The organism is Bacillus sp. 3103sda1 (genome assembly GCF_024159135.1).
Taxonomy (GTDB): domain Bacteria; phylum Bacillota; class Bacilli; order Bacillales; family Bacillaceae_G; genus Bacillus_A; species Bacillus_A rhizoplanae.
On record NZ_JAMYWS010000001.1, the window covers coordinates 2,289,879 to 2,306,769 of the forward strand.

16 protein-coding genes are annotated in these 16,891 nt (G+C 32.2%); 1 reads left to right on the forward strand and 15 read right to left on the reverse strand.

Annotated elements, in window-relative coordinates; all coding sequences use genetic code 11:
- Positions 1–321: 321 nt before the first annotated feature.
- Together NKR74_RS11345 and NKR74_RS11350 are read right to left on the reverse strand one after the other, a co-directional pair.
- On the reverse strand, positions 322–753 hold the full coding sequence (locus NKR74_RS11345; RefSeq protein WP_253629608.1) for a GNAT family N-acetyltransferase: 432 nt from the start codon (positions 751–753) through the stop codon (positions 322–324).
- A gap of 174 nt (positions 754–927) precedes the next feature.
- Positions 928–2,151 (reverse strand): MFS transporter, encoded by a 1,224-nt coding sequence (locus tag NKR74_RS11350; RefSeq protein ID WP_253629609.1) that lies wholly within the window; start codon positions 2,149–2,151, stop codon positions 928–930.
- Between the two features lie 725 nt (positions 2,152–2,876).
- On the opposite strand from NKR74_RS11350, the gene NKR74_RS11355 reads away from it, so the two are divergent.
- Positions 2,877–3,581 (forward strand): hypothetical protein, encoded by a 705-nt coding sequence (locus tag NKR74_RS11355; protein ID WP_098310286.1) that lies wholly within the window; start codon positions 2,877–2,879, stop codon positions 3,579–3,581.
- 46 nt (positions 3,582–3,627) lie between these two features.
- Here NKR74_RS11355 and NKR74_RS11360 read toward each other — a convergent pair whose 3' ends face one another.
- The 13 genes from NKR74_RS11360 to NKR74_RS11420 all read right to left on the reverse strand — a co-directional run bounded on the left by NKR74_RS11360 (position 3,628) and on the right by NKR74_RS11420 (position 16,829).
- The gene (locus NKR74_RS11360; RefSeq protein ID WP_098310287.1) at positions 3,628–4,134 is read right to left on the reverse strand and encodes a DUF3189 family protein; all 507 of its coding nucleotides are present in this window, start codon (positions 4,132–4,134) and stop codon (positions 3,628–3,630) included.
- A gap of 101 nt (positions 4,135–4,235) precedes the next feature.
- Positions 4,236–4,835, reverse strand: a complete 600-nt coding sequence (locus NKR74_RS11365; RefSeq protein WP_253629610.1) for an undecaprenyl-diphosphatase — start codon at positions 4,833–4,835, stop codon at positions 4,236–4,238.
- A gap of 187 nt (positions 4,836–5,022) precedes the next feature.
- Positions 5,023–6,441 carry a HAMP domain-containing histidine kinase gene (locus tag NKR74_RS11370; RefSeq protein ID WP_253629611.1) on the reverse strand — a complete coding sequence of 473 codons (1,419 nt, stop codon included), beginning with the start codon at positions 6,439–6,441 and terminating at the stop codon, positions 5,023–5,025.
- Entirely contained in the window at positions 6,438–7,112 is a 675-nt protein-coding gene (locus NKR74_RS11375) for a response regulator transcription factor (protein WP_098310290.1), read from the reverse strand. The genes NKR74_RS11370 and NKR74_RS11375 overlap by 4 nt, the downstream gene beginning before the upstream one ends.
- Before the next feature lie 11 nt (positions 7,113–7,123).
- Positions 7,124–7,654 carry a hypothetical protein gene (locus NKR74_RS11380; protein ID WP_253631134.1) on the reverse strand — a complete coding sequence of 177 codons (531 nt, stop codon included), beginning with the start codon at positions 7,652–7,654 and terminating at the stop codon, positions 7,124–7,126.
- A 500-nt stretch (positions 7,655–8,154) separates the two neighbouring features.
- The gene (locus tag NKR74_RS11385) at positions 8,155–8,850 is read right to left on the reverse strand and encodes a glycosyltransferase family 2 protein (RefSeq protein ID WP_253629612.1); all 696 of its coding nucleotides are present in this window, start codon (positions 8,848–8,850) and stop codon (positions 8,155–8,157) included.
- Positions 8,851–8,927: 77 nt separating this feature from the next.
- Positions 8,928–10,247, reverse strand: a complete 1,320-nt coding sequence (locus NKR74_RS11390) for a glycosyltransferase family 2 protein (RefSeq protein ID WP_253629613.1) — start codon at positions 10,245–10,247, stop codon at positions 8,928–8,930.
- A gap of 492 nt (positions 10,248–10,739) precedes the next feature.
- Positions 10,740–12,464, reverse strand: a complete 1,725-nt coding sequence (locus NKR74_RS11395) for a PAS domain-containing sensor histidine kinase (RefSeq protein WP_098310294.1) — start codon at positions 12,462–12,464, stop codon at positions 10,740–10,742.
- A gap of 234 nt (positions 12,465–12,698) precedes the next feature.
- Positions 12,699–13,565, reverse strand: a complete 867-nt coding sequence (locus NKR74_RS11400; protein ID WP_253631135.1) for a Cof-type HAD-IIB family hydrolase — start codon at positions 13,563–13,565, stop codon at positions 12,699–12,701.
- Between the two features lie 454 nt (positions 13,566–14,019).
- Positions 14,020–14,175, reverse strand: coding sequence for a DUF1540 domain-containing protein (locus tag NKR74_RS11405; protein WP_098310296.1), 156 nt, complete (start codon positions 14,173–14,175; stop codon positions 14,020–14,022).
- Positions 14,176–14,245: 70 nt separating this feature from the next.
- Entirely contained in the window at positions 14,246–15,469 is a 1,224-nt protein-coding gene (locus NKR74_RS11410) for a cytochrome P450 family protein (RefSeq protein ID WP_098310297.1), read from the reverse strand.
- Positions 15,470–15,642: 173 nt separating this feature from the next.
- Complete coding sequence (locus NKR74_RS11415) at positions 15,643–15,996, reverse strand: hypothetical protein (RefSeq protein WP_098310298.1); 354 nt, start codon at positions 15,994–15,996, stop codon at positions 15,643–15,645.
- A 38-nt stretch (positions 15,997–16,034) separates the two neighbouring features.
- On the reverse strand, positions 16,035–16,829 hold the full coding sequence (locus tag NKR74_RS11420) for a DUF817 domain-containing protein (protein ID WP_253629614.1): 795 nt from the start codon (positions 16,827–16,829) through the stop codon (positions 16,035–16,037).
- Positions 16,830–16,891: the final 62 nt, after the last annotated feature.

Consider the following 16,891-nt stretch of genomic DNA (forward strand, 5'->3'; position numbering starts at 1 on the left):
GCGAGCCATAATGAAAATACGCCCCGCAATAAGTAAGACGATAGATTATTGTGAATGCACTCACCAACAAAATATGACCTACAATTAGGTATTGTAACTTGTTCAAATGCCTAATTTAGGGTTATGTAAAAATAATTCTAAGAGTGTGAATATAAAAATTTTTCGAAATAAAATAAGGGATATAAATATATCAATATCAAGAAACGAGTATACAGCAAATCGTTTGGAATATTAGAGAGAGATTATGAAGGAATAAATATGTTTTCCTTGTCCGTACTTTTTCGAAAAACAAAAAAACACAGCTTATGTGTGTTCTCAAGTCTATAATTTCATTAACAATGTTTTTATATCATATTGCTTTAAGCACCAATTATATTTATCTATAATTTGTTTAGGAACCGCAGCTAAATCTACTACTTCTTTAAATCCATGTTTACTATAAAAAGGTTGTAAATGTTCATATGGAATGCAATATACATTTTGAATTTGAAGTTTCCGAGCTTCTTTAATAAGAAATGCAACGATACTATCAGCAATTTTCTTTCCTCTATAGCCTTCTAACGTATATATTCCACCTATTTCAAAGTTGTTTTTATCAATTTTTACTAGCCTTCCTAAGCCGGCTTTTTGGCCATTTAAATATGCAATTCCAATCTCTTCATTGTCTAAATGTGACGGTACAAAGTTAGCCTTTTTATATTGAAAATTAACCCATTGCATATCATCTAGGTTAGCTTTTTGTATATTTAACATTTTCTTTCCCTCCTTGATATAAAATAAAACTTCCATCAGTGGTTCCCCACTAATGGAAAGCTCGCCAAATCGAGATTTTATGGGATCTTACTTCCCCCGAAAATGGGATAAAATAATTGTTTTTCCTTATTTTTTACAGCCCCACAAGTTTATTGAAAACTTGTGGGGCATTTTTTACTCTACATTTCGATTCGTTGAATGATGTATTTCAACGCCTGCTTTAACACCATTAATCGGTAAAAACGTTCCGATACATGCAATACATGCGCAGCCAGCAAAGACAAATGGTAATGCATGAACGGCTAAAAATGATAGTGTTCCGAAAATAGCAAGATCTAATATCGAATCTAGAATAGATAGTAACGAAATCGTTGTTGCTCGTACATGGGATGGAATAATGTCATTACTAAGCTGCGAATAAATCGGATATCGAATGGCACGTACAAACCGTAAAATAAAGAACGCTCCTAATACGACCCACAGTGTATTTCCATAAAACGTTGATAAAAGCAGCCCTAAAACAGCTAAACCACCTGTTGCATTCATTAAAACTATACGTGAGAATTTGCTAGTAAGCCATCCGATTGATATTGAAGAAAAGTATCCAAGGATGGCAGCTAAAGCATACATAATACCAATTGCAAATACAGGAAGGCCTGCATTCGTGAACAATGGTTGGTTAAATGTATCATAAACTGCACTTGCCGGAATGAATACAAGAGAGACATTTAAAAACATAACGAGTAATTGTGGTGCTTCACGAATAACCTTTATTCCTTCGATTACTTGTGAAAAAGACTCTTCTCGGTAAGATGACAGTTTCTTTGGGCTTTTAATAAAAAGTAATAAAACAAGTTCTATCAGATGAAATAATATTCCGAGTACAATTAAAAGTGTAAATTGTTCTTCGCGTAAATCTTTAGCGAAATACGAACCGAAGATTACAGCGATTAACATTGAAATAAAGCCTGCTGATTGGATCTTCCCCATGGCTTTATCCATTAAATGATGTTCATTTGTTTCCTTTAATGACTCATAAATTAATGCTTCGTCTGCGCCAGAGAAAAATGTAACCGAAAAACCGTTCAATAAACTATATAGACAAAATAGCCATAGATTATCTGCAAATAATAAGATAGAAATACTAATCGTTTTTATGATAGATCCTGTTAAAAATGACAACTTTGCACCGAGCCTATCAGCAAAAATACCTGTTGGCAATTCTCCAACAAGTACGGCCCCACTCCAACACATGAGTACAACAAATATATTTGCTGCTGTTAAGCCTCTCTCCATATAAAAAAGTGTCATTACCGGCTGCAAAAAACTTATCGTTCCAAAAAACTGTACCCAAAATAAAATTCCAATGTTATGTGACGCGATAGTTTGTTTCTTCAATTGTTCTCCTACTTTCTACCATTCGTTTTTTATGATGATTTTGGAAGTAGGAGTGTTATCTTGCGTTAGTTGATATTCACTCCTCTTCCTTCATTTGAAAATGGTTTTAGTGTTTTTTGCATGTTAATTCCTCCTTCAATATAGATGACTTTATTATATCAATATTCTTGATATTGAATAAACTCTTTTTTAATATTGGTAAGATTGTACGAATATGTAAAGTGGTATATAATAGAAATCAATAAATGATTATTTTAGGTATTCCTAAAATAAAGGAGCGATACATATGAAAATTACTATTTATTTTGGAAGCCATGAAGATCAAGATGTACGTACAATGGATTGTCATTTAGACGTCGAAGATGCAGAAGAAATTGTCTCTATTTCTTAATATAAATATACATTATTCATAAGGGGTGATTACTCGCCCCTTTTCTTAATTTAGATGCCTTTTTGAGGCATCTTTTTATTTATCCCGCATTAACGGGCAGTAAGACCCCCATCTCAAGATTCAAGATAGGTGGGGATAACTGCCCGTAAAAGCCCGATTGGTGAGAGCTTTCCATCAGTGGGAAAAAACTCCCACTGATGGAAGTTTCACTTTATTTTTAAAGATTAAACATTTACTTTTTAACCAGTAAATAGTACAATATTAATATAAGAACAAATGTTCGTTTTATACTCCCTCTCCCCTATCGGATAGGTATTAGGAAGGATGGATTACATTGGCTCAAAATAAACGCAGAGGAAGAAAAAAGCATACTCCTACCATTTCAAATACAGGCTTTATTGGCTCTGTGTTTATCGATACATTGGAATTACAAAAAAAATCATATTATTTTTCCCGTAAACGACTACATATTGCACATCATGTATTAGATGGTCTTGTACAAGCAACAAGTTCTCTTTTTGCTGAACATAATGTTGCTGCTTACTTATCATGCGTGTATTTACATAAACAAAAGAAAATCGGTTTCGTTCTTTCTACGAAACCTTTTAAAGAGTCTGAAGGCGTTGCTTATTTTAAAAATTACTTAATTGAAAAGAATTTTTACAATGGAAAGATAGAAGAGGAAGATTACCAAGAAATTTTTAATACTGGTTTTATTGGGGTTGTTTTTGCAGATTTATCTAGCATTGATCGCTTTAATTTTGAATTTGAAATGAATCTTTTATCAAAGTTAATGAAAGACATGATTATTCCAGTTAAAGAGTTATTTTTACGTAATAAAATCCCCGCCTATATTTCTACGGTTGAATTGGAAGAACAACATAAAATGGGATTTGTTTTATCAGTGAAGCCCTACGATGAGCGTGCTGAAGCTGATTTGTATTTTGAGATGTATTTGAAAGAACGTGGTTTATATGTTGGTGATGAAGAAGAGGACATTGACAAGATTGTGATTCGAAAAAAAGTTGAGATATTATAGTAAAAAGGGTGGCTAATATGTTGTTAGCCATCCTTTTTGTTATAAACTATTTAAAGTTTTCATTTTCTAATATCACAACATCTTCATTTGTTAGTCTTCCGGCTTGTTTCGTATATTCTACAAGCCTGATAATATTATTACAGGCTTGTTTTGCGCCGAAAACTAATAATGGTACACCAATAAAATCGATTTTTAATCTTCTTGAAAATAAACCACCAAATGTCATAGCGATTGGAACAGTTGGTGATGTATTAGAGAACACAATTTTTTCATGGTTTTGATATTTATCTTGTAATAGTACACTTAAATTTTTTAAAGCTGGAACGACAACTTTAGATGCACCGTGGCCAACCGTATAAACAGGATCTCCATTTTCATCGCGTCCATGAAAAATGATTTTCCCCATATCAGAGGTTTTTAATTTATTAAAATAATCAACGTTTAATATTTCATCTTTTGTAAGTTTTCGATCAGTCGGTAACTTTTTCAGATGGTACGCTGCTGCTAGTGAAGTTGTATGTGTTCCGCCATAGTCCGTATAGATATAAATCATAATATCATCCTTTAAATTGATGTACAGTATTACTATTATCACCATTTATCTGTATTCTAATCTACAAATAGGACATATTATATTGATAGGCGGTGAACACTTCAAGTTGTGTGATTATACTTAGATAACAACGGAATTCGTTTTGTTATTTTAGCGTAAATTTGAAACAATAGATGTGCCAAAGGTTCTATTTTACTTGTATATTTGATGACTAAAGCGCTTGTTACGAAAGATAAAACGGCTCCTCCTATAATATCTGCTGGGTAATGGACACCAACATATATACGTGAAATCCCGACCAATATAGCCCAAAGTAAAGCGATATTTCTCCAAGCTTCTCCACGTAAAAGCATTGTAAATGCGATAGAAAATACAAGTACAGCATGATCACTTACAAACGAAGAATCATTAGCGTGTGGTACTAATTGGTGTACATGGTATGTGATAAATGGTCGTGGATGATAATATACTAAGTGAATCACAGCATTTAAAAGTAATGCTATACCAAGAGAAAGAACCGTATACAAAGCTGTATATTGCTTACGAATAGCGGCTTCTTTTTGTTTGTTGCTAAACCATAAAGAAAGCATGAAAATAATTGCAATATAGGGTGCGCTCTTTGTAATGAATATCATCCCTTTATCTAGAAAAGCAGACGATCCTGCCCAACTATTGATCCAGTGAAATATTGTGTAATTCATATCAGTCTCTCCTTAATTAATTAAACATGTTATCAATTATTGTTGATTTACACAGTATACACGAGCTATATGAAATACTCTTTAAATTTTTCTCATCTTTTTCTCATTTTTCTTTTGTATCTTAAAAATTCCTATGCTAGTTTCTAATAACAAAAGCGGAAGATATATACGATATCTTCCGCTTTTGTTATATATTTTTTACACAATAAAACGATAAAGTAACCTTTGTTCCTTCTTGTTCTTTGCTGTCTATCATGATGCGTCCATTGTATTTTTCTGTAAGACGCTTGGCAATGGAAAGTCCTAATCCATTGCCACCTTGTTTCCGGCTTCTTGCTTTATCGACTCGATAAAAACGATTGAGTACATATGGTAGGTCAGATTCAGGTATTCCGACTCCATGATCTGCAATGGTGATTTTAATTTTATCTTCTTCTACCTTACTTTGCAAACAAATGTATTTTTCATGTTCTTTTGTATATTTTATAGCATTATCTAGTATGATGACTAAAATTTGTTCGAGATAAGAAGAAGGAATAGAGACATATGCCTGATTCGCATGTAGCTGTCTAGCGAATTGAAAGTCAGCATGCAACAATTCGAAATTTTGTGTGACTTGTTCTATTACTGAATTTACATGTACAGGCTCGGCTGCAGCAGGATATATTTGTTCTGATTCTGCTCGGGATAATTCTAATAACTCTGATACAAGCTTATTGAGACGATCCACTTCTTTTAAACTCGAATTCAGAGATTTTTGCAAGACATCAGGATCGTCTTTTCCCCAACGATTTAACATAGAGAGATGTCCTTGTATAACCGCAAGTGGTGTGCGTAATTCATGGGATGCATCTTCAACAAATTGTTTTTGTTGCATGAAGGAAGTTTCTAAATTGTCCATCAGCTCATTAAAAAGTAATCCAAGCTTGGCAAATTCATCGTTATTTTCGTGAATCGGCACTCTTTCTTTTAAACCATTTGTCTTAATTTTGTTCATCGTATCTGTAATAGCTTGAACACTTAATAAAAGTTGCTTTGCAAGAATTGTACCGCCTAAAAAGCTAAGTAATAATCCGCCGATACCAGCAGCTACCATAACAAGAAAAATCAGCTTCATTAAATGATCGAAAGCTTCGAAATTTTGCCCAACTTCAATTGTGCCAGTGAATGTACGTGTTGTAATAGGCATACGCTGCACAAGTACCTTATCTTCAAGATGCCTTGTCATAGAAGTTTCTGATTGATCGACATTCTTTGGAACAACCCAGTTCGGATTAAAGTCGCGTGAAACAGTGACAAGCGCTTTTCCTTTTGCATCCAAAATTCGAATCATTTGATTTTTATCATTTATACTTGCAAGAAACTCTTTGCTATTTTCAATCGTATTTGCTGTGTGATTTGTATTCTCGTTATTGAAATAGGCTTCTATTTCTTTTACTTGCCTATCAATTTGTTTTTTTTCATAATTTAGCGTCCAATGGTCAATGATAACAAACTGTAAAATATTATATAAAAAGAACAAGATAAATAATAATGCACTTGACCATAGTGTTAATTTCCATTTTATAGGAAGATTTCGGATGTGTTTTTTTAATTGCTTCATCATCGCATCACATACCCTACGCCTCTGACAGTTTGAATGTAATCTTCCTTGTCTTGGCTACTCAATTTATTACGTAAATAACGAACATATACGTCTACTATATTTGTCTCTACCACTGCATTGTATCCCCAGACTTGCTCCAAAAGCATATCTCTCGTCAATACACGATTAATATTTTTCATAAACATCATAAGCAACTCGAATTCTTTATTTGTTAATTCAATGATCTCTTCTATTTTGTGCAAAGTTCGAGATTCTACATCGAGCTCTAAATCTTTAAATCTTAAAAGGAGTTTATTTTTATGTTCTTCTTTTTGATTTCGTCTCAAAATTACACGCATTCTTGCTAATAATTCTTCGATGGCAAAAGGTTTTGGTAAATAATCATCTGCACCGCTATCTAATCCGGTTACACGATCCATGATGCTATCACGAGCTGTTAGCATAATAATAGGTGTTTCTTTTGTTGCACGCAATCGACGGCATACTTCTATCCCGTTCAGATTAGGAAGCATTAAATCAAGAAGAATGATGTCATAATTATGATTAAGAGCGGTTTCTAATCCTTTTCGTCCATCATACACAACATCTACTGCATATCCTTCATATTTTAGTTCTAACTCTAAAAATTCTGCTAAACTTTCTTCATCTTCGATAATTAAAATACGTTGCAATACTATCACTCCTATACGGCAAGGTGAATGAGTAATCCAATTCCAAATAAAATGGCAACAATTTGATGAGCTTTTCGATACGTTATATATTTTTTCTTATTTTTTAGTTTGTGTAATAGAATCCCTGCTATCGCAACAAGAACTAATCCTATCAAGGTGAAAATTCCACTATAAATCCGAATCATATGACTGCTGCCTACCATTAAAAAATATATACCATGACAAGTAGCAACTGAAAAAACTGCATATCCGATAAACGTATGATATTGCTTTAATAACATGTAAAGTTCTTTTGTGTATTTTGCAACCGTTATTTTTCTTTTATGAAAATATAACCAAATATTACGAAATAACCATAAAGAACCTGCTGCGATCGCTCCATATTCTGCAAAAGAACCAAGATTTTTATTCAGTCCTTTAAATACTATTCGATCTCCTACCATGAAATCCAACACTAACATTGTAACACTAAATGCAATAATACAAGACCCTATAATTTTTATAGATAAATGAAAAATTTGATTGAATAGACTTCTTGACATTTTCATTCCCTTCTCCCTGTGATTATGTAAAGTAATTGTTGATTTATATTTTAACCACAAAAAAAGAAAAGACCATGAAAGAAAGATTAAAATTAAATGAGAAAGTGGATAATCGATTTTTAAAGTAGATATAGAAATAAGAAAATTTCTGTTTGTCTTTTCCAAATAGACGTTTCACTTTATTGGAATTTCATTTAACTTGATGTCTAGATAAAGCACATTTATAAACTTGAGACCATATATGTTAGTTACTTTGTAGTTGTTGAAAATTTATTAGTAAGTTGTTTTAAAATAATGCTCTGTTAAATAGTGTTGTTGCATTTCTTGTTAAATTAACTGACAAGTTAGCTTAGCAAGGAAGGTTTAAATCTCTCGTTTTTGCTAAATTATTAACATTATCTATCGTTTAACAGAATCAAAAGTAAAAACATAGAGATGAAGAAATCTCTATGTTTTTATTATTAGATTTATAATAGGAATCATACCATTCTCCCTAAAGACTATTTATATGGAAATTTAGAACGTTCAACAAATGATCGGAAATCATCTGTATTAGCGATCATTTCCCCCCACTGCATAAAATCTTCGTCAGATAATTTCCATGTGTGTTTCTCCGTATCATGGCGTACGACAGCAAAATTATGTTTATCAGTAGAATAGATTTTAAAACCATTCTTTTTACAGCTGTCTATAAAAAAATAATCTTCAGCTCTATTTACTTTTTCAAATTGAACTTTTTTGAATACTTCTTTTTTAAAGATTAGAGTAGCTCCTGCTACAGAATCAGTAAATGCTTTTTCTGTATTTGATACTAACATCAAAGCTTTTTTATTCTTAAAATAAACATAATAAGAGCTTTTTCCTAAAACGGAAATTTCTGTATTTTTAAATTCGGGCATCGCATGAGCTAAGTAATATGGACCATAGTAATCATCATCATCAAATTTGGCTATATGATTATATTTAGATTTTTCTACTCCAAAATTTAAACAATCGCCTAAAGTTGCCTGTTCATGTAGTTGATACACACGGATATTATGATAACTAACAGCCTTTTTTTTCCATTTATTTAGATCCATAGTATCCTTATTTAAAATAATAATTAATTCTTTATCTCTCCATACTTGCTGTTCATAGTTTCTGAAAACGTTCTCTATATACTCCTCTCTTATTGTACAAGTAATAATTGAAACCATTTACGTTCCCACTCCTAACATAATATAGATAACTTAGACAAAGAAAGTGTATAAAATAACGATTAAAACTTTGCGATTTATTTTAGGAAACCCACTCTATTGTAATTTTTTCCAAAAATTTTCTCTACGACATAAACCAAATTGCTATACTTTCTTAGTTTTTTTATTTTATTGATATCCGATAGAAGCTCATTTTTCTGCTCTAAGTCAAAACCGGCTGCTTCTAATATATTTATATGTCGAATATCAATCTTTAACAAAAGTGCAATAGTCTCTAGAATTTCAGTGAACTTTTTTTGAAAAGATAGTGAATCATTTGGGTGATTTTGAACGAGTAACTTATACTCGCCTAATACTTTGTTCATCATTAATAAATCTGTAATTCGGGCAAGCTCTAGACCTAGGATAAGAACATCCACGTCAGGATGTTTTAGCGTGAATAAGTGGTAATTTCCCGTCGCTTCTTTCCATCTGCTTTCTCCGACAGGATGCTCTTGATGATAAGCCGTAACAGTATTACTAACTAAATATCTAGCTCCAGCCTTATACAAGCGATATCCTAACTCCCAGTCCTCATAACCATAATTTATAAACTCTTTGTCGAATGGCCCCACTTGTTCAATTAATTTTTTACGTACGGAAACATTTCCGGTTAAAAAGGCCATCCACGGAAAATGAAATCCATTTAATTGTGCATCAAAATTTTCTTGTATTGTATTATACCAATGTGATGAAGGCGTCTTAACCTTTAATTCTCTATAAAGCTTAGTATCAATATCTTTTCTTTCTAATAGCGGATAAGGAGCAGAAATGTTGGAATGCTTATAGTTTTCAATTCGTTCGTAGAGCACTCGGTCGTTTTTTGCCATAGTGGATATTTCTTTTATTTGTTCTTGACTAAATTCCGAAAATATACAAGAATATACCGCGTTATAATACATAGCTCCTGATAAAACCAAGTTATCCATTGATTGATGATAATTAAAATGATTTTCAACAAATTCAGGCTCTGCAATCATTTCTGCATCTAAAAATATAAGAACTTTCCCTCTTGAATATTTCATTCCAACGTTTCGAACTTTCGCTCTGCCAAGATTTCGTTGGCATTTAATATACTTAAAATGATAAGAAAAATGATGCTTTCGTACCATTTGTAAGGTTTGATCAGTTGAAGCATCATCGATAAAGAGGACTTCCATTTTCGAAAGGTCAAATGTTTGGTTATTTAAAGAATATAAAGTTAATAAATTTAGCGGGTATTTATTATAGGAAGGAATAATAATGCTTACTTCTATATCATAATCTTTATTCCGTTCGTTTTTATTTCGACTAGGGATATTCAGATTTTTTTCATCCGTAGGCTTATATAATTTAGGCCTAAATTCTCTGTTCTCCATCTTTATTCTCTCCTCTCTCCTTTCCAAGCTACTACTAGTTAATGCAAAAAAAGGGGAAAAAGATTGGACAACATCACTAGGTAAAAGAGTTTTTTAGCCAAAGACTTTTCGATTGTAGTAATAAGAACCCTCGAAGTAATACGTCATTTTTGAGTACACTTACATAATAAATACTTCTTCTTTATATATCCTCTTCTTGTCTATTAATTAATATTTGGATTTCTAAAACCTTGTATAATTTTTCATTGTAATAATCGAAAAAACAATATATTGGCATGACATCTAAAAGGAACACCATACGACAAAATGATAGCATAATCACTCGAAGTTCTATTTACATACAAAATAAGAGTAAAAGAATTTACCAAATAGAAGGTTCTTTTACTCTTGTTTTGCAGATTTATTTTAAATAAATGAATTGAAATATTTTCACTTTGTTGCGTTATCCGTTTAATATGTCTGCAAATTGAAGCAACAAAAATATATCTTATATTAAACAGGTTGAGAAATTGGTAAATAGATTTCAACCGATGTCCCTACTCGAACTTTACTTGCTATATGAATTCTTCCTTGATGACTTTCAATAATTTTATAACTAATCATTAGACCAAGACCTGTCCCTTTTTCTTTCGTACTATAAAAAGGTTCTCCGAGTTTTATAATCCTTTCTTCGGGAATCCCTAGTCCCTCATCTGAAATACAAATAACTACCTCATTGTCGTTTATTTTTTTAGCAGTAATTATGATTTCCCCTCCATTTGGCATTGCTTCAATAGAGTTTTGTAAAATATTGATAAATACTTGCTTTAATTGATTTTCGCAGCAATCAATATATAAGAAGTCAGGATTTGATTGGCATGCAATGTGAATATTTGTCATAATTGCCTTTGTGTTAATTAATGACACAACATTTTCTAATATAAAACAAAGGTTCTTCCTTTCGAAAGAAGTAATCTCAGGTTTAGCGATTGATAAAAATTCATGAATGATAGATTCGATTCGCTCAATTTCAGAAATCATGAGTCGAAAAAATTCTGTATCATGTCTTTCTCGAGTTTGTAATAATTGTATAAATCCTTTAATGACAGTTAGAGGGTTTCGTACTTCATGCGCAACTCCTGCAGCAAGTTGACCAACCGCAGCTAATGTATCTGATTTATTTAATAATTCTGCTGTCTTTTTCTTCTCTGTAATATCACGAACCATAACCATAACTTTATCTGTTAAAAGTGGCAAACATCTCGCTTCAAAAAAATAAGTACTATCATGCATTGGTAAGGAATACTCTATAATTTCCATAGAATGTTTCTGTTGTATTTTTGCAATTGCTTCGTTCAGCTGCTCGGCGACATCTGAAGGTAAAACATCTTGAAATTTTTTTCCCATAAATTGTTCGACAGGTACATAAAACTTTGATGGGCAGCCTGCTTTATAGTCAACGATTGTTCCATCAAAATTTGTTAAAAAACATAAATCTGGAAGTGCTTTGAAAATTAATTCTAATTCTGAGGATTTTTGTATGAGCTCCTCCTCAATCTGTTTTCGATGTGTAATATCAACACCAACTGCCCAATAGCTATATCCAGGGACAGGAAATTCCTCAGATATGTTTGACCACATAATCGTTTTCTTATCACCATTTTTACAAGTAAGTGTCATTTCCCAATCTCGAAAATTTTTACCCCGTATGGAAAATTCATGTTGCATTTGTTTTCGATATACTTCATCCGGATAAAGTAACTCTAATGCGTGAGGATTTTTAATAATTTCAGCTGCACTATAACCCGTTACTAGTTCGCATTCTCTATTCCATACAACAAAAGTTCCTTCTTCATCAAATGCGTCCACCATAACAGGCATGTTTTGTAAAATGGTATATATATTTTTAGCAGGTATCGACTGATTTTCCTCAAGTTGCTGCAATTTATTCATTCCGATATCGGTCATAAACGCTGCAAGGGATTTGAAATATGTTGTGCAAGGCTCAACTTTATTTTTAGGAGCAAAAATGATGAAATCTCCAATGGTGTGTTCATTTATTATAATTGGGACATGAATTTCTATATGTAAATTTAAATCGATGGATTGTATGCCGTAATGAAAGAATGCCTCTCCATTACAATCAAGAAGCTGATGTGAAATATGTGTTAAAAGATAAAATTGTTCTGCTATTGTTTGTATTTCCTTAATATTAATAAGTTCCCTAAGTCGGTACATATACTCCCACCTCTACCTCTATATATAATTTAAATGTATTTATATTAATTTTTTAATTATGTCTAATTTTTAATTTATTTAGCTTTTTTATTATACGAATTATATTCATCAAGGTACATAGAAAAAGAAGAGTTATTTAGAAATTTTTTGTTTTTTAATAGAATTGAGGAGAAAAGTGGATAAAAACAAAAAAAAGAGAACAAATTCCAACAAAATTTGCTCTCTTTTTCGTCATTAACTATTTATATTATTTAAGACATAGCGTCGAAGGGCATAAGCAACACCGTGGTCATCATTTGAAAGTGTTTTGTAACGACAAATTGCCTGGATTTCTTCTACTGCATTGCCCATTGCGATAGATATGTTAGCTTTCTCCATCATAGACATATCGTTTAAACCATCACCAATTGCAATAGTATGTTCTCTTAATATACCAAGATAGTTAGCTAGCGTATATAATCCATTTCCTTTTTGAGCATGGATATGATTGATTTCAAGATTGTGCCAGTAAGATGCAGTAATTGATAATTCCTTATTATTGATGAATTGATCTTTTAATAACTTTAAATTGTCCTTCTGATACGAGAATGGTAGTATTTTATGAATATGAATTTGCTTTGAAAATAGTGGTTTGCAACTTGCAATTTTTTTAATTTCAGTATGCTGTAAATATAAAGCTGCTATATGTTTCAGTTCTTCTTTATCAGCATGTGAATCAGATTCTATTATAAAATCCATCTCAAATTGAACGCTTTCTTCTCCATATTCTGGAACGTATACACCTTGATCTGTATACAATTGATAAAATATATTTCTTTCTTCTAGATAATCAACAATTTCTTTCGCATGTTCAGTTACGATTGGATATCGTTGCAACATTTTGTTACTTGAATACAAAATTGCACCGTTTTCGGCAATGATTGGACATTTTAGATTTGCTTCTTGCAAAAGTTTTTGGGCATCTATTATAGAGCGCCCTGTACAAATAATTACAACATGTCCTTTTTCCTGACATTCCTTAATTGCGGTAACATTTTCTTCACTAATTACTTTCTTTGATGTAAGAAGAGTTCCATCTAAATCAATTGCAATAAGTTTCATTCGATCCCCTGCTTTCGTTTCTGTATAACGAGTGATATCGTTTTCATATATGAGTATATTTTTGTTCGTATTCAACAATATCTTAGTTATAATTTATGAAACGCATTTCAGGTCAAGGATTAAATGTTTTTTTCTTATAATAAAATTATCAATATGCGCTAAACACAAATAACGTCATGATTTGAGTGACGTTATAAAGGATATTTCTCTTGATTATCAAAAAATAATCCATGCCTGTTTTGTAAAAATGAGATTCATTTAGAGATATGAATTCTCTTATTCATCTATTTTATAAAATCGAATGGAACAATTTAAATGAGAAACTAGTCCTTTTAGTTGACCTCTTTAATTTTCTTTAAATAAAAAATGTATAAAAACATGAATGAAAATGATATTTATTATCGATAATATAAATAATAAAAGGGTAACCTACATTGTGGTTACCCCTAGAAAATTAAACTTCTGGTATAAATGTTTTACAATCTGTTTCTTTACTATCAGATGCCTGTTTTCCTGTATGACTTACTACATAAATAGAATCTGCATTGCACTTATTTCCATTACCCCAGTACTGGCAGTTATTTACTTCACAAAGCACATCTTGAGCCATAGTATGACACCTCCTTTTTGCTTAGTATTAACAGTATTGAGAGGTGTCATACTGTTTCGTATTCATTTGTCTAGAAAGATAATGGTAATTCCTCTAATGATCTCATTAAATAATTACCACTCCACTTTATGTCCTCTCTTGTTCCTTTTATTTTAAGATTAGGCATTCGGTGTAATAAGGTAGGAATTGCAATTTTCGCTTCTAAACGAGCGAGCGGCGCACCAAGGCAGAAATGAATGCCATGTCCAAAAGAAAGATGACGGTTATTTTTTCTTGTAATATCAAAAACATCAGCGTTTGGAAATATCTTTTCATCGCGATTGGCAGAAGCTAATGAAATGATAATCGCATCTTTTGGCTGAATGTTTTGACCATGTAATGTAAATGGTTCCGTTGCCCAGCGCATAGTCGTTAATTCAACAGGGCTGTAAAAACGTAATGATTCTTCAATTGCTGAATCAATTAAATCAGGATTTTGTCGCAGAAGCTGCAACTGATCAGGATGCTCAAGCAACGCTAACATCATGTTTGTAATTAAATTGACAGTTGTTTCGTGTCCAGCAACGATAAGCAGCATAATCATCGAACTTAATTCTGGAGCACTTAATTTTGTTCCTCCGCTTTCTACTTGTATTAATGCACTTACTAAATCATCTGAAGGATTTTCTCGTTTTTTATCTATTAAATATTGTAAATAGTGAAGAAATTCACCTAGTTTTTTATCGACTTCAAGAATAGCTTCTGGCGTCTCTGGAGAATCGATAACCGCATGTGACCATACTCTAAATTTATCTCGATCTTCTTGTGGGATACCAAGCATCTCGCTAATCACAATAATTGGCAGCGGGAAAGCATAATCGTTTACGAGGTTTATAGTGTGCTGGTGTTCTACTTTATCTAGTAAAGCATCAGCAATGGATTGGATACTATCTTTCAGCTGTAAAATCATCTGCGGAGTAAAAGCTTTTTGAACAAGGGACCTTAAGCGACTATGGTCAGGTGGATCAGAGTTCAGCATCTGTTTTCTCAAAAATTCTCCATTTTTTAGTGTAAAAGAGGCTTCAAATTCTTCTTTACTAAACACACTTTCAGCATTTTTCAGTAATCGTGCATCTTTCAAAAGACTCACTGCATCTTCATATCTTGTAATAAGCCAATTTTGAGGATATACCGAATAGACAGGATGAGATGCACGTAACTCTTTGTAAATGTCATATGCTTCATGCTTAAATTTTGATGAAGTTAATTGTATCTCAGGCAATGTGTTGCGATTCATTTCATTGTTTGAAGACATACTTCCAACCTCCATCTTTAGAAATATTTGGTGACCATAGCACCTAATGACCATTATAACGCATTGAATTTTATAAAAGTTGAGAAAATTGCGACTGAATATTGCTTTTTATGTGGAAATAAAAAAAGAGATGTTCATATGCACACCCCTTGCTTTTTAATTTATATAATTCACTACTCTAACTTTACTATGTTAGGTACATCTTCCCTATCATATTTTTTTGTGTATGTATTTCCATCTGGAGTAACAAATAGTAAAGTAATTTTGCCACAAACACTGGAGTAAAATTGAAACTCTCCTTGTGAATTTGTAACAGTTCGTTCCTGATTAGTGATTGAATTTTCATAAACTTTCACGTTAGATACAGGTTTATTCTTATCATCTACCGCAACAGCTTTGATTTGAACAGCATTAGCTCTACAATCTAAGTCGTTTTCATTATTCATTTTATTAAATACAGCAATCACTATTCCAAAAGCAATTATTACAATACATGTAAAAAAGGCTATTACTCTTCTTTTCTTCAAAACAGATCGCCTCTTTTGTTTAGTATTCATACATACTTTTAGCTATCATAGTTATGGTAAGAAGAACTATTACTTTTTTGGATTTTGATTTGTTTTAGTTGTGCCACAATCATAATGCTAATGACAACGAGTAAAAACCATGAACTAATTTTCCCAATGTGAACGAGTTTCCATGTTCCATGTTGATTTGGATATTGCCACGCTCCAAAAAAAGTTGCGATATTTTCTGCAATCCAAATGAAAAAACCAATCAATAAAAACGAAAGAACAAGCGGCATTTTATATGTAATTTCCTGCACAGAGAAATGCACATAAGTGTGAAAAAAGACCACAAATAATAAGGCCGTTAGAATCCAGCGGAAATCATACATAAAGTGGTGTGTGAAAAAGTTGAAATAAATCATTGCTCCCAGTGGTATCGTCCATATCGCTTTTGGCCATCCTTCTACTTGCAAGTGTAGCCTGCGCCATGCTTGACATATATAACTAGCAACACTCGCATACATAAAACCACTATAAAGTGGCACTCCCATTACCTTTGTCCATGCTTGTTCTGGATAGGACCAAGAACCATGATGTACTTTATATATTTCTAATGCTAACCCAATGAAGTGGAAAACGGTAATCACTTTGAGCTCGTCTTTTGTTTCTAACCTGGTTTTATACATTCCATATTGAATGAGAAGGCAGATGAGTAAGATAAAATCATAACGGTATAGACCAGGAATATGGATCAGTTTTGAAAGAGCAAGTGTCAAAAAGATCAGTACAGGAAAAACGCATGAAAGAGCTTGTTGATAACCAAAATAAAATAATTGTCGTAAATATACCATTATTCTTCTCCTCAAATCGTGTAGCAGCTGTTTGATAACTACCATTCATTTCATTCTTGAAG

Excerpts from the sequence above, each read along its gene's own strand:
- NKR74_RS11345 (WP_253629608.1), bottom strand. The coding sequence starts at position 753 with ATGTTAAATATACAAAAAGCTAACCTAGATGATATGCAATGGGTTAAT.
- NKR74_RS11360 (WP_098310287.1), bottom strand. The coding sequence starts at position 4,134 with ATGATTTATATCTATACGGACTATGGCGGAACACATACAACTTCACTA.
- NKR74_RS11365 (WP_253629610.1), bottom strand. The coding sequence starts at position 4,835 with ATGAATTACACAATATTTCACTGGATCAATAGTTGGGCAGGATCGTCT.
- NKR74_RS11370 (WP_253629611.1), bottom strand. The coding sequence starts at position 6,441 with ATGATGAAGCAATTAAAAAAACACATCCGAAATCTTCCTATAAAATGG.
- NKR74_RS11380 (WP_253631134.1), bottom strand. The coding sequence starts at position 7,654 with ATGTCAAGAAGTCTATTCAATCAAATTTTTCATTTATCTATAAAAATT.
- NKR74_RS11385 (WP_253629612.1), bottom strand. The coding sequence starts at position 8,850 with ATGGTTTCAATTATTACTTGTACAATAAGAGAGGAGTATATAGAGAAC.
- NKR74_RS11390 (WP_253629613.1), bottom strand. The coding sequence starts at position 10,247 with ATGGAGAACAGAGAATTTAGGCCTAAATTATATAAGCCTACGGATGAA.
- NKR74_RS11395 (WP_098310294.1), bottom strand. The coding sequence starts at position 12,464 with ATGTACCGACTTAGGGAACTTATTAATATTAAGGAAATACAAACAATA.
- NKR74_RS11400 (WP_253631135.1), bottom strand. The coding sequence starts at position 13,565 with ATGAAACTTATTGCAATTGATTTAGATGGAACTCTTCTTACATCAAAG.
- NKR74_RS11405 (WP_098310296.1), bottom strand. The coding sequence starts at position 14,175 with ATGGCTCAAGATGTGCTTTGTGAAGTAAATAACTGCCAGTACTGGGGT.
- NKR74_RS11410 (WP_098310297.1), bottom strand. The coding sequence starts at position 15,469 with ATGTCTTCAAACAATGAAATGAATCGCAACACATTGCCTGAGATACAA.
- NKR74_RS11420 (WP_253629614.1), bottom strand. The coding sequence starts at position 16,829 with ATGGTATATTTACGACAATTATTTTATTTTGGTTATCAACAAGCTCTT.